Annotated in this window: 18 protein-coding genes; 8 read left to right on the forward strand and 10 right to left on the reverse strand. The window is 48.2% G+C overall.

Annotated features, from left to right (window positions below; genetic code table 11):
* Positions 1 to 58 precede the first annotated feature (58 nt).
* Both AB1611_19280 and AB1611_19285 read right to left on the reverse strand, forming a co-directional pair.
* Positions 59 to 364 carry a hypothetical protein gene (locus tag AB1611_19280; GenBank protein ID MEW6381726.1) on the reverse strand — a complete coding sequence of 102 codons (306 nt, stop codon included), beginning with the start codon at positions 362 to 364 and terminating at the stop codon, positions 59 to 61.
* Between the two features lie 120 nt (positions 365 to 484).
* The gene (locus AB1611_19285) at positions 485 to 2,650 is read right to left on the reverse strand and encodes a hypothetical protein (GenBank protein MEW6381727.1); all 2,166 of its coding nucleotides are present in this window, start codon (positions 2,648 to 2,650) and stop codon (positions 485 to 487) included.
* Positions 2,651 to 2,952: 302 nt separating this feature from the next.
* Between AB1611_19285 and AB1611_19290 the strand changes: the two genes are divergently transcribed.
* The 4 genes from AB1611_19290 to AB1611_19305 all read left to right on the forward strand — a co-directional run bounded on the left by AB1611_19290 (position 2,953) and on the right by AB1611_19305 (position 6,631).
* Positions 2,953 to 3,438 (forward strand): DUF5658 family protein, encoded by a 486-nt coding sequence (locus tag AB1611_19290; GenBank protein MEW6381728.1) that lies wholly within the window; start codon positions 2,953 to 2,955, stop codon positions 3,436 to 3,438.
* 419 nt (positions 3,439 to 3,857) lie between these two features.
* Entirely contained in the window at positions 3,858 to 4,196 is a 339-nt protein-coding gene (locus AB1611_19295; protein MEW6381729.1) for a P-II family nitrogen regulator, read from the forward strand.
* Positions 4,197 to 4,266: 70 nt separating this feature from the next.
* A complete protein-coding gene (locus AB1611_19300; protein ID MEW6381730.1) occupies positions 4,267 to 6,147 on the forward strand; it encodes an amino acid permease in 1,881 nt (626 codons plus the stop codon).
* Positions 6,148 to 6,292: 145 nt separating this feature from the next.
* Positions 6,293 to 6,631 (forward strand): P-II family nitrogen regulator, encoded by a 339-nt coding sequence (locus tag AB1611_19305; GenBank protein ID MEW6381731.1) that lies wholly within the window; start codon positions 6,293 to 6,295, stop codon positions 6,629 to 6,631.
* Positions 6,632 to 6,744: 113 nt separating this feature from the next.
* Here AB1611_19305 and AB1611_19310 read toward each other — a convergent pair whose 3' ends face one another.
* Complete coding sequence (locus tag AB1611_19310) at positions 6,745 to 7,086, reverse strand: hypothetical protein (GenBank protein ID MEW6381732.1); 342 nt, start codon at positions 7,084 to 7,086, stop codon at positions 6,745 to 6,747.
* Positions 7,083 to 7,400: a hypothetical protein gene (locus tag AB1611_19315; GenBank protein MEW6381733.1), complete on the reverse strand. Its 318-nt coding sequence runs from the start codon at positions 7,398 to 7,400 to the stop codon at positions 7,083 to 7,085. Before AB1611_19315 ends, AB1611_19310 begins: the two co-directional genes overlap by 4 nt.
* Positions 7,401 to 7,773: 373 nt before the next feature.
* Here AB1611_19315 and AB1611_19320 point away from each other — a divergent pair, with 373 nt between their 5' ends.
* Together AB1611_19320 and AB1611_19325 are read left to right on the forward strand one after the other, a co-directional pair.
* A complete protein-coding gene (locus AB1611_19320) occupies positions 7,774 to 8,112 on the forward strand; it encodes a P-II family nitrogen regulator (protein ID MEW6381734.1) in 339 nt (112 codons plus the stop codon).
* A gap of 21 nt (positions 8,113 to 8,133) precedes the next feature.
* Positions 8,134 to 9,675, forward strand: a complete 1,542-nt coding sequence (locus AB1611_19325) for an ammonium transporter (protein MEW6381735.1) — start codon at positions 8,134 to 8,136, stop codon at positions 9,673 to 9,675.
* Between the two features lie 353 nt (positions 9,676 to 10,028).
* On the opposite strand, the gene AB1611_19330 is transcribed toward AB1611_19325, so the two are convergent.
* From AB1611_19330 to AB1611_19345, 4 genes are all read right to left on the reverse strand, one after another.
* A complete protein-coding gene (locus AB1611_19330) occupies positions 10,029 to 10,163 on the reverse strand; it encodes a hypothetical protein (GenBank protein ID MEW6381736.1) in 135 nt (44 codons plus the stop codon).
* 16 nt (positions 10,164 to 10,179) lie between these two features.
* Positions 10,180 to 11,313 carry an MFS transporter gene (locus AB1611_19335; protein ID MEW6381737.1) on the reverse strand — a complete coding sequence of 378 codons (1,134 nt, stop codon included), beginning with the start codon at positions 11,311 to 11,313 and terminating at the stop codon, positions 10,180 to 10,182.
* 236 nt (positions 11,314 to 11,549) lie between these two features.
* Complete coding sequence (locus AB1611_19340; GenBank protein ID MEW6381738.1) at positions 11,550 to 12,203, reverse strand: hypothetical protein; 654 nt, start codon at positions 12,201 to 12,203, stop codon at positions 11,550 to 11,552.
* A gap of 59 nt (positions 12,204 to 12,262) precedes the next feature.
* Positions 12,263 to 12,757 (reverse strand): hypothetical protein, encoded by a 495-nt coding sequence (locus AB1611_19345; GenBank protein ID MEW6381739.1) that lies wholly within the window; start codon positions 12,755 to 12,757, stop codon positions 12,263 to 12,265.
* A gap of 311 nt (positions 12,758 to 13,068) precedes the next feature.
* Here AB1611_19345 and AB1611_19350 point away from each other — a divergent pair, with 311 nt between their 5' ends.
* Together AB1611_19350 and AB1611_19355 are read left to right on the forward strand one after the other, a co-directional pair.
* On the forward strand, positions 13,069 to 13,314 hold the full coding sequence (locus tag AB1611_19350; protein MEW6381740.1) for an AbrB/MazE/SpoVT family DNA-binding domain-containing protein: 246 nt from the start codon (positions 13,069 to 13,071) through the stop codon (positions 13,312 to 13,314).
* Positions 13,295 to 13,744 carry a PIN domain-containing protein gene (locus tag AB1611_19355; protein ID MEW6381741.1) on the forward strand — a complete coding sequence of 150 codons (450 nt, stop codon included), beginning with the start codon at positions 13,295 to 13,297 and terminating at the stop codon, positions 13,742 to 13,744. Before AB1611_19350 ends, AB1611_19355 begins: the two co-directional genes overlap by 20 nt.
* Positions 13,745 to 13,974: 230 nt before the next feature.
* Here AB1611_19355 and AB1611_19360 read toward each other — a convergent pair whose 3' ends face one another.
* Together AB1611_19360 and AB1611_19365 are read right to left on the reverse strand one after the other, a co-directional pair.
* Positions 13,975 to 15,186, reverse strand: a complete 1,212-nt coding sequence (locus AB1611_19360; GenBank protein ID MEW6381742.1) for a HEAT repeat domain-containing protein — start codon at positions 15,184 to 15,186, stop codon at positions 13,975 to 13,977.
* A gap of 436 nt (positions 15,187 to 15,622) precedes the next feature.
* A complete protein-coding gene (locus tag AB1611_19365) occupies positions 15,623 to 16,945 on the reverse strand; it encodes a hypothetical protein (protein ID MEW6381743.1) in 1,323 nt (440 codons plus the stop codon).
* Positions 16,946 to 18,066: the final 1,121 nt, after the last annotated feature.

Here is an 18,066-nt window from a genome sequence, read left to right on the forward strand (position 1 = left end):
GGTTCGGACCAATGATGACCACATCCCGGATCGATGCCGCACATCGATCCGGGATCGACTATTTTAACAGTGAAAGTACAGTTACAATTACTCCTGTATAAGCAATCAAAAGACCGGCAACCCAACCGACCACCCATTTGATAACACCAGATTTTACCTGTTCTATCTCCTTCGTAAGCCTCAACTCCGTCTCTTTGATTTCTTTGGTCAGTTTAAGCTCTGTTTCTCGAAGATCACCTTTCGTCGCTAATTCCAGCTTATGGTCATTTATCAAGGTCTCGATGTCTTTTACTATAGTCTGAGCTTCTTCTTTAGTGTAAGTCTTTGAGAAAATATTGAATAATTCCATTACCTCTACGCTCATCTTGTAGCCGCCTTTGCTTCTTCAGTTTCACCCCTGATAAATCTATCGATAGTAAGATAATAGATATTAGTGTATATTGTCAAACAAATAATTCACCAATAATTCACCATTGTGATTTCCTTAATAAGACCACCAGGGGGTTACATCCAGGAGGAATTGCTGGGTCACACATCCGCCCAGGCTGTCATAGCCGGTGATCTGAACCAGATACTGGCCGGGGTACTGGGTCTGGATAGTAAAGACTCCATCATTGCTGACTGCCCCGATGTTACAGGAATAGAATATCTTCTGATCATCGGGATCGAACATTTTCAGCTCAGACAGGGTGAAAAGCTCTCCTGCCCGGCATTGCTGAGGCGATTGGATTTGTTCAACGACGATTGGAGGATGGTTTAACCATGTCCCCCTGTTAATGCAGAAGAGATTGAATGAGCTCACGGCAGCCATTCCCCGGGAATCACGGACTGTGACGACGCACTGAAAAGAGCCTTCAAACTGGGGAGTAAAAGCGATAACCCCCCGGAAAGGATCGATGATGCTTTCCATCCACGGGCCATATTGATACGAAGGAAGTCCATTCAGGGTAGCCGAATAGGTCAGAATGTCACCCGGATCCGAATCCGTGGCCGTTATGGTATAGACATTGGTAATGACCTGATCATCGGACATCGACAATCCCCCCATAATAATATCCCGCTGACTGGGAACTTGGCCTACCTCAAAGCACTGATCAGAAAGCTGCTCAATTTTTGGAGGGTTATTGGTCACCGGATAATTGACCACCGAAACGGGGAAGGTTTCCACATCGGAAAGCCTCCCGTCGGATACCTCACAGGTGACGATAAGCTCTTCCAGTACCTGCCCCTGCATCCGCAGAACAATGACATTGGGCAGGTACGAAAAGCCGCTGTTAATCAGCGCATACTGGAGATTCCTGAAATGCTCCTCTCCGGAAATCCACTGAGTTATGGGCACATTCCACTTGGGGATAGCGGTAATGCCAAAGTAAGTGCGCAAATATTGGGCATAATTTGGTATAGGTATCGCGTTGCCGGTAGCAGGATCCTGGTAAATCAACGGGATCCTGCTGTACAGGTAGGGAGCTTCCACCCCCTGAGCTCCCGGCCCGCCGACCGTAAGCCTGAAGCTGAGGGCATCTCCCTTCCTGCCGTTGACAAACCTCCTGTTGCCTTCCGAGTCGATGGCGTAGAGCAGGTTTTCATCTTTGTAATTGGTGAATACATCAGAGGGGACATCCATCATGGTGGGTACTCTCGTTACCGGGTCTCTCGGTTTATCATAACAGAGCGCTTTTCCGTTCGGATCAAGGCACCATGTGCCAAGGTCCGGATCTTCGGCAAAAATGAGCCTGCTGCTGTATTGGCCGGTCTGGTCAAACAGGAGGGCGTAGAGCGGGCCGATCCGGAACAGGTAGGGGGCGCGGTTTTTATAGGGAGATTTTTTGAAAAAGATAATGTCATCCAACCGATACTGGTTGCCCCTTACCTGAATAGCCGTGATCTCCTTGAGGTTCTCACCGGTGGCCTTGAAGACAGCCTGCCTGATATCGATATTGACTGCATGCCAGGTTCCATCCTGAAACTGCCTGCCGAGATAAACCCAGATGGCCGGATTGACCTCCAGATTGACGCTGTTCGGGTCAAGAGAGTCGATCCCTGTTCTGCCGCTTCCGTTGAGAGCCTCCCGGGGGAATAAGACAAGTTGAAAAGCATGGTTTGCCCCGGCGTTTTGACCGGTAAGATAGGTTTTTTCCGTAGTTCCGATGACCACAAAACTGAAGGTATCGAAATTTTCTATGGCCAGAGGAGCACGGATCTTAAAGCTCAAATCAGCGTTGTCAGCGCTTATGGGGACCAGGGAATTCCCGTTCGGGTAAACGGCGGCTTTGGTTATCGTATACGGCATGTATTGGGAGCTGAAGGGTAAAAAGATGGATGCCGGACGGTAAACATCGAGCACTCTGCTGCCTTCCTGAAAATCCACCACTCCATTAACTGTCCCGTAACCGGCTGACCCTCCATAGACAGGATAGGCTGGCTCTCCCAGTTGCCAGCCATGATTCAACGGGCTATCCCAGTATTCAAAGTTATCCAGCAGAATATCTCCATTGGCAGTCATGAGGGCATTTCCGGTCATCATCATCTGCATATCCATGAGCGGCAACTCGGTGGAGCGGGCTGCTGGCGTATGCCAGAACATGAGCACTGCGATCGATCCAAAAAGAGCAGGTTTAAAAAATGAGCAGATATACTTCCCTTTGATCATGTGTGGAAATGCCCCCTCCCGAAAAAGTGTTCAGTAATTTACTGCATGAACGCAGCTCAATAGCCAGACACAAGCAGGAAAAACAAGTATCCACGAACCTGATCTTCCGGATCCCAGCTCCTATATCAAATTCTCTTGAGCTCAAGAATATTGCAATTGAAATGCCGATCGGGAGAACAAGAGCCAATCTCCACAAATTGGTTCTGACATCGATTTCCTTCTTGATAATTTATCGCCGACCCAATAAAATATTACTATAAGAATAAACACTGACAGGTTTTCCTGTTTATTAAGGCTTTTGAATGCAGTCACCAAGGGAATTATATTCAGAATTCACCATTACAGACCAATCCGACCGCCGTTTGCGCCTGGAACGGCGGGTATGTCCTACTCCCGCCATGAGTAGATATAGTATCTTGTCAGGGCAGAGGGAGGGAAAACGGCGAATAAACGATCCTTCTCAAGTTTATGTGGATCGATACAGTCACAGGCTTCTTTTGGTCATCTGTCTGGTCCTGCTTCTGTGCATTCTCGATGGGTACTTCACCCTGTTCAACGTCTTCTGCCTGGACATCCCGGAATTCAACCCGATTATGGCTTACCTGCTGAACAGGGGTGTCTCCTGGTTCTTTCTGGTAAAATACTGGCTGACCAGCCTGGGGTTGATCTTCCTCTGCGTGCGGATTAATTTCAGGTTTACGAGGCTGACGCTTATGGCCATCTTTGGTCTGTACCTTTTGGTGCTCTGCTCTCATCTCTATATTTTTTCCTCCCTGGCATCCCTCTGATCGAAGAAAGGCACTTCGTGCCTTTACCTCATTATTCCAACCTTGAACAAATTCTGGCAATGATGACTGCTAATTGGCAGATGCTCCAATGTCAGGAATGGCAAGAGCAGGATATTCCCCAGGCAGCTTATTAGATCCAATTGGATTTTGCCTGAATTTTGGCAGAGGTGTCTGCTAATTGGCAGATGTTTTGACGATAAAAATGATGGGGGAGAAACCTCTTTTAACCCACCTATTGGCAAGAAAAACAAATAGTTAACTCACTTCTTCACGATTCGTTTTTTTAAAAGATTAATCAGGCATGCTACTTGCTGCTAACATACAGTAAAGGGAAAGAAATATAATATTTATAAAACTATTCAATATCGCAGGCAGGTAAGAGAAATTTTCACTTTCACCTGAAAGAGGAATTACTCAAGATGAAGAAGATAGAAGCCATTATACGGCCATTCAAGCTGGATGACCTCAAGGAAGCCCTGGACAAGGTCGGAGTTAAGGGGATGACCGTGACTGAGGTCAAGGGATACGGGAGGCAGAAGGGGCATACGGAAATGTACCGGGGGACTGAATACACGATCGAGTTTCGGCCTAAAGTCAAGGTCGAGATCATTATTCAGGACGGAAAGGTTCAGGAGGTAATGGCTGTTATTGCCGAAGCTGCCAAAACCGGCAATATCGGTGATGGAAAGGTCTTTGTTTCTCCAATAGAAGATGTCATGAGGATCAGAACGAGAGAACGGGGTGAAGATGCCCTGTAAGATAATAGTATACCGAGTTAGTAAAGAATTAAAGAATTAAAATAGAGCTATGCACCAAGGGAGGATTATTATGTCAAAGAACTATGAAAAAATATATTCACCGGAAATTAAACCGACACTTGGGCTCCTCGGAGCCACGGTAAACGCCATGGCTTTGATTGCGCCGGGGGCATTCTTATGGATTACCTATCAGTTACAGGCTGCTGCAACAGCACCGAATGGGGCTTCGGTCGCCTCTGATATCTGGGCAGGGATTGTTTTGGCGCTGGTTGTGGCCTTTCTCACCGCTTTGTCTTACGCCCAACTCGCCAGGTTGTATCCGGAAGCGGGTTTTGCAAGCTGCTGCTATTTTGCGGAGAAGGCCTTTATGGATCGCAATGGAAGCAAGCATTCTGCGCCGGTTTCCCTGTCCCGTGTTGCCAAGCTCCTGACAGCATGGTCAGCCCATCTTTTCTACTGGGTTTATCCGGGGGTCATGGTAGCTTTCATGGCTATTTTGATTGGTTATATCTATACTCAGTTCACGGGTGCCACCCTGTCCATTACGGCCTTGACCGTGATAGCGACGGCATTCGCCATTGCGATCGGATATATCGGCTATCGCGGTGTTTCCGGATCGACTGCCACGGCACTCTGGATCAACATCATCCAGCTTACCGCCCTGGTCATTTTCTCCGCTCTGGCAATATATTACCGGATTACCAATCCCCAGAGCGCAACCCAGTGGGCTTTTACCGGGGCCTGGGATGTTATGCGTCCGCATTCGCTGCAAGGAGTGCTGATTCAATCCACGCTGGCAATTTTAATTCTGGTTGGATTTGAAAGCTGTACCGCCCTGGCTGCGGAAACAAAAAACCCGGAAACAAATATCCCAAAGGCTATCATACTTTCTTTGGTCATTCAGGGAATTTTCGCTTATCTTCTCCAGTACTTTGCGGCAGGCAGCATGATCAGTGAAAAACTGACCGCTGCTGTCGGAGGCACAACAGTAACCGGTATGGCTGCGGCGGCTGCGTCGAGCGCACCGATCGGCGATCTTGTTAAACTGATCGGTGATCATGTGCTTCCTGGTTTGGGGTTTGGTTTGATGATAACCATGGCCATTACCGTGGCCATCGCCATCGTCGGTACCACCTTGAGCTGCATGAATACGGCCGTGCGTGTCACCTGCGGTATGGCTGAAACCCGTGAACTGCCGGAGATGATGGGTTTCCTGCACGGCAAATTCAGCACGCCTCATGTTGCACTCTGGATACTGGTTGCAGTCTCGTCGATAATTGCGGCAATTGGAGTCAGGTCTGTGGTTGGCTTAACGGGAATTACACTGGCTTCAAACTTCGGGACCTTCATCCTGTACGGCCTGACCTGCATCTGGACAACCGTCGCCTTTAAAAACCGCAAGGACTTCAGCTTTATCAAACATGGGATAATTCCCTTCCTCGGCCTTATTGCCAACATCGTTATGGTGGTGTCGATCCTTTACCTCTACACCATCGGAAATGCCGATGCGCAGGCCGAGGCAAAGATTTGCTTCATCATTGCAGGTGCCTGGGCTGTGGTGAGCCTCCTTTACGTTGCCCTGACCAGTGTCCAGAAATCCTATCGCGTACGGCTGGTGACCTGCCTGATCCGTCCCGAACAGCTTGGCGACGTTGTCTCGGCTTTGAGACGGGAAAATCTGGTTATGGGTATGACCGTCATAGATGTGCGCGGTTTTGGACGTCAGCGCGGTGAGAATGATGACGGTTCACCAGTGGAGGAAGAGACTATTCGTTTCCTGCCCAAATTGAAACTGGAAATCATCGTGAAAGACTGGGATGTCGATCGGGCGATGACAGTTATCAGCGATGCAGCGCGTACCGGAAATATCGGCGATGGAAAAATAATTGTACTCGAAGCGGCATCTGCCATGCGTATCCGTACCGGAGAAAAGGGAGTTTACGCAATGTGATAAAAACAGTGGCCAGTGGTCAGTGATCAGTGATCAGTTATCAGTTACCAATTAAGAGGAGTCACGAGTCAGAGTCAGAATTCAGGAAGCAAAGCCGCTATCCTGAATTCTGGCCGGGCTTTTACATTCCGTAAGGAGGTCATCCGTGAAAAAATTGGAAATTATTATTCGCCCAGGGAAAATTGAAGCGGTACGCAAGGCGATGGAAGTGGCAGGGTGTGTCGGTGTTACCATATCGCAAGCGGAAGGTCATGGGAACCAGAAGGGTCTGACGAAGGAGAGACAGGGCAGCAGCTACCGCATGGAAATGGTTCCCAAGGTCCGCCTGGAGGCTGTTGTTCCCGACAACCGTGTCGAGCCGATCGTCGAAGCGATTATCAGGGAAGCCAAGACAGGCCAGCCCGGTGATGGGAAAATATTTATCTTCGATGTCATGGATGTCGTCCGCATCCGCACGGGAGAAAGAGGAGAAAAGGCGATCTAGGCAGGCGGCCGGCTCAGCCTGGAGCGCTACCATGAACCTGTCCCAAAATCCCGGCATCTTCAGTTTTGGGATAGGCTCATGGGAACCGGGCCGGAGAATCCACTGCATAATGGTCATTTCTTGGGACGGTTTCGGTTGCGCGATTGTTTTGCCATACGTTTTCTCGATTCAACCTTACTGTCGTGTTTCCTGGTTTTTCCCTGCTTTGATGAAGGATTAACATCGAGAATGCGCATTGAAGCCGCCGCACCTCTCCTCCTCCTGCCGGGAAAAGTATTGAGCCCCAAAAGTCTGCCATACTCATCATAGATATAAACAGCCGTCTCACCATTCCAGGTTTTGAAGAAATCTTTAATCCCACCCCCACCACTGTAGGCATCAGACAGGCCCACTACCTCCTGGAACCTATACCCACTTGATACACCGGATATCAGCAGGTCTTCGTCTATAATCACCGTTGGGCATTTTGTACAAAAAAACCGGCTGGAGCATGCATTATACGAAGAGCGGTTTGGGTAGTATAAATAAAATTGCCGTAATGCCGCTCTGTCGGGGCGTGACATCGTGGACACCTCTCTGGGTCAGTAACCGACTTCAATGAGTATCCATGTTCGACATGGCCATGATATGCAGTGAAACCGGACCGCTTATCAATTTCACTAAAAAGCTTTTGTTTTTCATGGGGATTTAAGACATCCGTGTTGAATGATAAAAGTCTACCACCCGTTTCCTCAATATTGTTATTCTTCTTTGGCTTCCAGAAAGCCATTTTCTTTCTCCCTTAAAAATAACCATTGTTAAAATTCATATATTACAAGCAGTTTACCTCAAATATCCGGTGAATACAAGAGGTGCAAAACTCTTCTTTGTTTGCCTCAATCCTGGCAGTAGTGTCTGCTAATTGGCAGGCACTCTAAAGGTGACCATACCCGGAGCAAAATGTCCAGCGAGCAGTTTAGTAATAACAAAAACAAATTGTTATCCAGCTATTCTTTCGGACATTTTCCTTTTTTCAACCCTGGCACACCCCTTGCACTGAGGATATAGTAAAAGAGAAAGAAATGTTGTCTTTCTTAAGTTATTAAACCACCCCTGGCCAGGGAGGCAACTTTCATTGCATTTTTAAGGAGGTGCTGCTCACGATGAAGAAGATAGAAGCTATTATCAAGCCATTCAAGCTGGATGACCTCAAAGAAGCCCTGGATAAGATCGGAGTTAAAGGCATGACCGTGACCGAGGTTAAGGGGTTCGGCAGGCAGAAAGGGCATACGGAAATGTACCGGGGAACTGAATATACGATCGAGTTTCGGCCTAAAGTCAAGGTCGAGATCATTATTCAGAACGGAAAGGTTCAGGAGGCAATGGCTGTTATTGCCGATGCCGTCAAAACCGGTAATATCGGTGATGGAAAGGTCTTTGTTACCCCGGTGGAAGATGTCATGAGAATCAGAACCAGAGAACGGGGCGAAGACGCCCTGTAGTATGATAGAGAGGTAAAAACAATGAAAAGACAAAAACTTGGAGCTTATTTCTTTCTGGCATTCTTTTTCATATGCTTGTCCATATTCATGGCAGGGACGGTTCTGGCCGCAAGCGATCCGGTCGGGACAGCAACGGGGACGGCGGCTGACCTTGGAGTTGATGCCGGGACCCTGACAGTAGGGAAACTGGCTGATTTTGTCGGCCATAATACGGTCTCCATCAATTTCATGTGGCTGCTGCTGACCGGCTTTTTAGTCATGTTTATGCAGGCCGGATTCGCCCTGGTAGAGACCGGCTTTTGCCGGGCCAAGAGCGCGGCTGAAACCATGATGATGAACTTTATGGTCTATGCAGTTGGTATGACCGGCTATTGGATCTGCGGCTATGCGCTGCAAATGGGGGGTGTCGGAGGATTTGCCTCGCTGGGCGGGGGTGCTGCCCTGAGCAGGGAGATTACCATCACCCTGTTTGGAAAACCCTTTGGTCTCTTTGGCGGCACGGGCTTTTTTCTGGCCGGGGCATCCTATGATGTGGCCATCTTTGCCATGTTCCTCTTTCAGATGGTATTTATGGATACAGCCGCGACCATACCCACCGGAGCCATGGCCGAGCGATGGAAGTTCTCGAACTTTTGCATATTCGGACTGTTCATGTCCATGCTGGTCTATCCCCTTTACGGCAACTGGGTCTGGGGCGGCGGATGGCTGGCGAAACTGGGAGAAAACTTTGGCCTTGGGCATGGGATGGTAGACTTTGCCGGCTCTTCAGTGGTTCACTGCGTAGGCGGTACGGCTGCACTTGCCGGAGCTATAGTATTAGGCCCCAGGGTTGGGAAATATAATAAAGATGGAACTCCCAATGCCATACCCGGACATGATATCCCCATGGCTATTCTGGGAACCTTCATCCTGGCCTTTGGCTGGTTCGGATTTAACCCCGGCAGCACTCTGGCTGGTGTGGACCTGCGGCTGGCGGTGGTAGCGGTCAATACCATGCTGGCTTCAGCAGCCGGAGCGCTCAGTGCCATGCTGTACATGTGGTACACCACCGGCAAGCCCGATCCCAGCATGTCCGCTAACGGCATGCTGGCCGGGCTGGTGGCTATCACCGCACCCTGTGCCTTTGTCAACAGTATCTCCGCCTTTATCATCGGTGCCATAGCCGGAGTGCTGGTAATTTTAAGCGTCTACTTCGTTGAGCGGGTCCTGAAGGTGGATGACCCGGTAGGAGCGGTTTCAGTCCACGGAGTCAATGGAATCTGGGGATGCCTGGCTTTGGGAATCTTTGCCGACGGTAGATATGGTGCTGGCTGGAACGGCGTGGAAGGGACCGTACGGGGTCTTCTCTATGGCGATGCCTCACAGTTCATGGCCCAGTTGATTGGCTGCCTGGTCTGCTTTGCCTTCGTCTTTGTCAGCTTCTATGCATTCTTCAAGGTCAGCGACCTTCTGGTCGGAATCAGGGTAAGCAAAGAGGCGGAAATCGAAGGTCTGGACATTCCTGAAGTCGGCATCCTTGCATATCCGGATTTTCATACAGTAGAGTTATCTCCAGAAGCATAAAATATTCATGGTCCTGTAAACAGGTAATAAACCTGAGATAGACGATAAACCTGGGAAAGTCCCCTGAAAGAGCGAAATCCTTTCAGGGGACTTTCTGAATTCGAGAGGAGGATTAAAATGGAATTCTTTAAACCGGTGCTGATGAGTATGTTGTGCGGACTCTTGGTTTGCTCGATTCTGATTGTGTGTTTCGCTGCTCCTGCCGGGTCCGTGATTATGGGGGGATTCAGTGTCGTTGTCCTCTCAATGGGAAGGGCAATCTACGACCATTTCAGAAATCGTATAAGACAGAGAATGAAGCCATTCTTATAGGATGGCTCGTTATCTGTTACTTACAGGAATAGGGAGTAAAATTACTTTACAAATTCAGCTAGTTGCATATCAATTTTGATAAGATTATTTACTACTGTTGATAAGTCTGAATTTTTCTTTTCAGCTTTGTAGAACTTGCCCCGTTCACCTTCTGAAAAATCATGCACTTTCTTCATCAGCTTATTACTCCCCTCAATATCGTTCGCTCCTGAATACATAAATCCCAAAAGCAGTATTTACGATCAGGAGCAGGCCGGAGATGATAAAGGGATAGTGCAGACCTGCCGTATATCCGATCGGAGAAAAAACCAGGGATCCCACCATATGCCCCAGGGTCATTACAGCAAGGAGAATGCCGGAGCTTCCGCCGATGTTTTCCTTCTCGAACAGCCTGGAGATAAAGACAAAAATCAGGGCGGCCAGAAAACCATCCCCAAGCTCATGAACGACCCGGAAGAAAAAGGAAACAGATACACTGCTCTGGACCATAAGCACATGACCGATGCCGGAGAGGAGCATGGCGAAAAGAAAAATCCGCTCATTCATCCGGCGGTTATATTTCAGACAACATAGGGTAAATGAAGCAAAGGAAAGAATAAAGAGAGGCAGGGCAATATAGAGAGCAAGCTGCAGGTTGTTGAGGTGAAAGGTCTCCCGTAAGAAAGGGCTGTAGACCGTACTTTCCGCACCCCAGTGAAGTGTGAGAATAAAAATCAGGAGCGAAAAAAGGATGGTCTTTTTGTTGAGGAGACTCAGCTTGTATTTCCTGATGGGAATGAGATTGAACCTCCCTTCGGGAAGATTCAGCACTCCAAGCAGCACTGCAACAAGATAAGCGGCATAGACCATGAACAGCGTATGAAAGTCAGTGTAGAAGGTAAATACCCCCCCAAGCAAAACCCCAACCGCAGCGCCCATTGACAGCCAGAAATTCATCAGCCCGTACTTTCTGTTCAGATCCATATCTGTCTCATCTTTATAGTAGAGGCTGTTACAGGACATATCCAGGGCATTATTGGCAACTCCCAGGAGCAGGAAAAGGATCGCCATCAGGATAAAATTTCTGATGCTGCCCATGAGGAGAAAGAGAATGACCAGGACCACCAGTGCCCCGTGAATCATCCCCCTGATGGAGAGACGGTCGTTGATCCATCCGGTTGGGAAGGAAAAAAGCAGAGGTGCAAAGGCATAGAGCGAAGTAATCACCCCGATTTGCCACCCCGTGAATCCGATTTGCAGGAAATAAAGGGGGACCAGAAAGAATATCGTATTGATGGTCAGTTTCCTGCTGAAATTAATGAAATGGATCTGTCGCAGTGAGGCCATAATAGCGCTCAATATTAGAAGCTTTGCAAGTGGATTGTCAAGTGAAAATTCTCACTCATCGCTTCTTCATCCTGGAGTGAAGACGGGAATGGGGAGCGCATGGTGGGTGGGGCTTTTTCGCCCCACCCACTTTATTAACGCTGCGCTTCAACTGGACATTGATTTACTACCTTGCCCTTGCCGGTTGTAGTCTATCTGCAGATCCTGACCCCCGGCATATTGAGGGCGCATCGTACTCAGATAACCGCCGTGCCCAGAATCGCCGCCGGACCAAGCAGGGTCGAGGCTGCGGGGGGCAGGGCCGGTATCGTCGAAGGTAAGGTTGTTGCCCCCAGGGCCAGCAAAAGAGCCGTAGAGATGGGCAAAGGAGAGGGCGGTGCATACGAGGGATATGCTGCCAGATAGGTTGGATTGGCAATAGGAACGGTAGTCTGTATCCAGGTAGCCGGGGTTGGCAGCAGGGCGGCATATCCGCTCGGCAGGGAAATCGGCACTGGTGCCCCGGTGGTCGGATCGACCAGATAGCTTGGCGGCCAGGGATTTATGCCATAGAGAGGATCGTAGAAAAGCATACCTGACGGCGTATTATACAAAAGCCAGGGGTTTGGCCAGGCCGGATCCCAGGTCAAGCCGGGCTGAGAAGGCAATACCGTGGTCCTGGCCAGATTGCTGACAATCGGGGTGGGCATACCGGTTACCGGATCGACCGGTGACAAGGCAGGCGACCAGAGCGGCCACAGAGTATTATAGGGTGGAAGTGCCTGCCAGTTCTGAGCCCGGACAGATGAAAAATTAATCAGGGAAAACCCGACTACGATCAGAATGAAAAACAAACCCTTTATCTGAGCTATTGGAGTTATCGGAGCATATATGCGGTGCCTGGTGTTCATGGTTATTTTCTCCTTTGGCTGTACTGAGGCCAGGTATCAGTGCCAAGTAGGTCTGGTTGCTATAAGAGCAAAAAAGAAAGCAGGGTATACGGTGATGTTCCCGCCAGAACCAGCGAGGTCAAAGCGCCATAGACAGAAGTGGTTGCCAGAGGCAAAACAGGTGCCGGAGCTGTTGCCGGAATCAGGGAGGTAAGCGTCAGCCCGGCTGGTGTGGTCGCAGGGGGAACAACAGTAGCAGCCGGTGCGGCTGCCGTAACGATGGGCGTGGCAGTAGTAACCACAGCCGCAGTTCTTGACAGGAAAAATGGCGATGGAACGGCCAGCAGGGGAAGAGGGGAAATCAGGGGCGGAGCCGGCAATACCGGCAGCGGAGGAGGAGGGAGTGTCGGCAGCAGAGGAACGCCTGATGACAAGGGAGTAGAGAAAAACGCAGGTACAAGGGAGACCTGAGCCTCGGCAGGGAGAGATATTATGGCCGGATTGCTCACGAGCAGGGTGAACAGAATAAATACCGTGAAGCGCAGGGGATACTTTGTCCCTAGTCGGGGTTTCATAATTGACTTCTGAGGTGATTTCATGGTTGTTGTCATAGGTGATTGTATCATTTTAACCTTCCTCATAACCTTTGATAATTGTTTAATTTTGCAGGGTCCGGCATTGCCTGATAGTATTACTATTTTATAGTATATATCTTTAAGGTGCGAGTTATCAAATTTTTTTAATACCATCCATCTCCACCGATAATACGCCAAAGTCCAAAGTTCAGGGGCAAAACAGCTTTACCCCTCTTGACAGACAGATTGTAATGTATTATCTTTCTTTACTAGGTAATTTTATATATTGTTTAGCAAAAGGAGAATATACCATGCGGACAAAGGTATCTTCCAAAGCACAGGTTTCCATCCCTGCGCCTATTCGCAAGGAATTCAATATCCGGCCAAATTCACAACTGGAGTGGATTGCCGAAGACGGACTCATCACCGTTGTTCCTGTACCGGAAGATCCGGTAGCTTCATTCAGGGGACGCGGCAAAGGCCATTATTCAACCTCTCAACTTGTCCTTGAAAGGCAAAAGGAGCGGGAGGAAGAAGATGGTAGAGACAGCAGGTAATATTTTTGCCCTGGACACCTCTGCCCTTTTAACCTTGTGGAATGATGAGCCTGGTGCTGATGAGGTCGAACGGATCCTCAATGATAAACACAAAAGCGTGATTGTTTCGTTCATGTCATATATGGAATGTTATTATCGGGTTTGGAAAAGCCGTGGCCGGGAGCGAGGCAGGGAGATTTACACTTACCTGTTCACCTTGCCTATGGAACGGATCAACCTTACCGAAGAGATACTTCAGTCGGCAGCAGAGATAAAAGCATCTTATGCCCTTTCAGTAGCCGATAGCTGGATCATTGCAACCGCCAGGCTGCATGGCGCTATTCTTGTTCATAAAGACCCGGAGTTTTTGCAGGTCGAGCCAGCCGTAAAAATGCTCAGTTTGCCCTTCAAACAAGGGGAAAGCCGGGAACCAGAGCTTGATGCGGGATGATTGACAAACTCCCTGGTTCCTGTGAAAGAATCTGGCTGGTAAGAGGATAGCGGAAGAGGGGCGGCCCCTTCCGTCACCGCCCCCTTATATTGTCAGCGGAGATGATTTTTCGTAACTACCTACCAAACCTTAAAACTTGTTCCGAGCAAAGCGAAGGATATTCCCTTCGCTCCTTTCAGTCACTCGGAATGACAAAGACTGATCAGTTACGATGGTTCAGGGGTTGTTGTCTATTCCGGCTCTTCTGTTTTTTGCAGAGAAATTTCTTCCTGACCGGATTGATTGGCTGGCTGGTTGGCCTTGAGTCTCTCAATTGCTTCTTTGACTGAGCTTATGACCATCTCATCCTGTTCTTTCTTCAGGCACTTTTCTAAAGCCGGAATGGCGGCAGCATCATTGATATTTCCCAAAGCCAATGCTGCCCGCAGCCGGATGCCGGATCTGCTATCCTCTAATGCCTTGACTAAAGCGGGGATTGCACGGAGATCATTCATCTGACCCAGGGATAAGATAGCTTCCTGCTGGTTACTTTGGGGGGTGCAGGTGGAACAGTCTAACAGCGCCAATAACGCAGGAACGGTTTCCTGATCATAAACCCGGCCCAGGGCATTGATCGCTTCCCATTGTGTCCAGGATGAGCTGTTTTTTAAGCCTTCCTTGAGGATAGGTACAGCTTCTTTCCGGTCAAAGTTGCTCAGGGCCACCGCCGCATTCCACTTGATTCGTTCATCGGGATCTTCAAGAGCCTTGAGCAGGGGAGGCAGGATATCCTCTTCCGGCATACTGGCAAGAGCCCAGATAGAGCGCCATCGAACGTGACTATTGGTGGCTTTTAATGATTGCTCCACCAAATAGGGAGCAGCCTTGGCATCCGCGATATACCCCATGATGTTTACCGCTTCCCAGCAGGGAGTAAAATCAGTGGTGGTTTCCAGAATCCTGGCCAAAGCCGGAATAGCCGCACTTCCCGCTTGAATCAGAGAGTCTCTGGCCTGATCTCTGGCCGCTTTGTTCCCGCTGCTGAGTTGTTGAATCCAGGTTTGAATATCTCCTTCGATTGAGCCAGGTTCAGACGTTCCCAATCTTGTATGGGAGCCTTCAGTATCGAGGGGAGAGCCTCCACTACTCTCCTTGAGAGGAGAGCCTTCACTATTCTCTTCCCCCTTGAGGAGGGAGCCTTCCTTACACTCCTCCCCCTTGAGGGGGGAGGCTGGGTGGGGGTGAGGGTTATTTTCACCCTCCTCATTGAGAGAGGGGAAATGGGGAACATCTGTTTCGGGTTTAGTCGCCTGGACCTTCTCAGGATTGGCAGTCAGGTTGATTTTAGCGGTTTCGGGCTTGTCCGGTTTGGTGGCGCGGCTGCTTAGAGTACAACCGTTTACTATTATGCTGATGAATAAGATTGTGCCAATGCTCATCAAGGTGGTTCTTTTTTTATTCATAATATTTTTCCCCTTCTCATCTTTGTGGTTATGCCTTTTAGGGATATATTTTCCCGGTGATGCTCGCTTTGTTGAGGTTACAAATTGGATTATGAAGAGTTGATGTGCTTGCCGGAGAGATTATCCAGGCTGTATTAAAGTCAGCAAGCAGATGTCTGTGATTCTTCGCCTATTCCATCAGGCTGCTGATTCAGCCTGTTTTATTGTGAAGATGCTCATGAATTTTGGATTACCTGAAACTTCCCTGAAAAAGACCTGGAAGGCTCTCATATACCCGCGCCGCGTTATTCTTCAGGGTTACTCTTGTCCTCTATTAGTGAATAGATAAACCAGCAGATAAAAAAATAATCAAGGGTTAAGCAGGGTCGGGACTTCCTTCCCGATTCCTCTGCTTAACCCTCAAAAATTTTAATTCACCTGACTAATAAGCTCCTTATTACTGCCGCCAAGGTAAAATAGGGGACGGAGTATACTGCCCACCACTAAAAATTCTCTTCCTGTCTAATTTAGTCTCGATATCTTGGACTGCGTCTGGGAGATCCTTCACCTTGGTCTGAATGTCGGTCGTCTTGGTCTGGATGTCGGGAATTTTATCCGTCTGGGTCTTGACATCATCAATATTGTCCGTCTGAGCCTTGACGGCATCCACCTTGCCACTTACCGTGGTGCAGCAGCTTTGAACATCGTCAATATTGTCCGTCTGTGCTTTGATGGCAGTCAAGGTACCGGGAACGCCGGAAAGACCGGTTGTCTGACTGACCACAGTATTGAGCTTAGTAACGATATCACCTATTGTTATTGTCAAAGCATCTAATTTAGCTTCAATCGCTTCAAGAGTGGCTGGCGGTGGAGGTGTTACTGACTGTACACAAGAGATCTCCCTGGTTAACAGCCTTTGATAAGGCGTACTGCCAGCTGGAAGGGCAGAACCATATGCCCATTCCGAAGTCATGGTAGATGCCAAAACAGCTCCACTCCCAATAGAATAAATAATCATAGTGGGATTGCCGCTTAGTGGATCGACCAATATAGGCGTAGTACCGGCTGGTAGCTGTGATGAATTAAAATATCCATGAGCAGAATAATTCCAGCCGAAATAGCTTGCATTAGTCGTTCCCGTTACTATGCAGTGGGAGGAAGCACCAGAAGCTATCTGAATGTTATTGAGCCCCGTCGAACCTGGTCCAGTAAAACGAGATATAAAACCAGCGTTAAATCCCCCCGTTGTTGTAGGCGCAATTTGATAACCATCTATTACGCCTAAAACTCCGCCTCCACTGTTGGGTCCTCCATCGGCTAAATGGATGATAGCGTAAAGCCCCTGGTTGATAGCTGCCTGCATCTGTGTAATATTAGCGGAAATATTACTATAATAGGTTGCGGGCTGATCCCCTGGTATAATGAGAATTCTATACCTCAACATATCTGTACTCAGCAATGTCCTAAATGTTGCGGAAGTTATTCGAGAGTATGTTTTGCCGAGCATTGCCAATACATTCTCAACAGCACCAAGGTCGGTATCAAGTGGAGTACAAGCTGCAGAATATTCATAGGGAAGTTTATCCTGTACCAAAAGCACTTCAGCCGTTTGTGTTGGATTTGGATAAGGATAATTTATTTGAGTTGAAGTACCGGGAATAACACATCCTAACCCGCCGGTGGATTGTGACCACGCCACCTTCGCCTGAAGCCCCAACATTGCTGCCAAAGCTACTGTCATACATACAACCAACGTAAGTTTTTTCAAATACCTTTCCATTGTTATACGCCTCCTTGCTTTCCTTGCACTTTCCAGTTGTCGGTTTACCTGCTTCCATTCCTCACGAGAAAACTACTTCATCTCACTTCACCTGACCTGCACTGCACTGCACACCTGCATTACCTGACTTTTCCTCCTCCATGTTCGTTTATTCCGCATTCCACTCGCTCAGTTTATCAAGTCCATCCACTCACCTCCTTTTTCCCGCCTGTTTGGTAGGGGGTTCTTATTATGGCTGACTGACTGCACTGGCAGATTTATCCCTTTCCTTTATTCATTTTCCTGGTGATCTGCCTTGAGGATTAATTTATCTCTTCATCTGACATCTTCAGGAGCACGCGACATCTTTTTCCCTTTGCCAAATACTCTTGCCAAATACCCCTGCCAGATACCACCGCCTGCATCTAACCGAATTTCGACTACCCTTTTTTCAGGCAGCCCTCAAATGTCCTGCCCCTGATTGAATTTCTTTTTGTGAACTTCCGATTCACTGCTTCTGATTTATCACCCTGCCAGCTTTGCCCGGTACTTACAGCTATCCGAGCTCAAGGCCTTGAACTTCTTTTGTTGCTCTACCAATTTTGTTGCTCTACCAATAGGTGAAGACTCAATGGATGCATGTTTATGGCTGAGTGGGCTTTATCCAGCCCCAAGTTATAATTTGCTGGTACAAGTAATTTCGATTGTGCAGCATCTCCAGCAGCGTATTGCAGTGTCGCACCGGGGTTACGAAACCAGCCAGCTAATAAATAAAATAAAAAAAGAGATGGAACATAGCAGTAGTTGAATAAAAATCGACTCATTTTGTACCCTTTTTGCACGCTATCGAAATTCTTGTTTACTATCCTATATCGATCAATTGGGAGAAAACTACTACATTATTCTGTGATTATTAATAATATTAATTTTTATAACGAAATAATGTTACATATATTTTTTGTAATCCTATATCGGAATGGTCCTGCTTTAGGTACTACCGGGATGTTAATTAATATGCCTAAATATGTAAGAACTGGCAATTTATCGAACACAGGTAATGACTTATCGGGAGACTGCTTATGATTTTTGGAGGGGGCAAGGCCAATCACCGATAGTTCTCATTCATGGGAAACACTGGGATT

It is taken from the genome of bacterium (assembly GCA_040755755.1).
Classification (GTDB): domain Bacteria; phylum SZUA-182; class SZUA-182; order DTGQ01; family DTGQ01; genus DTGQ01.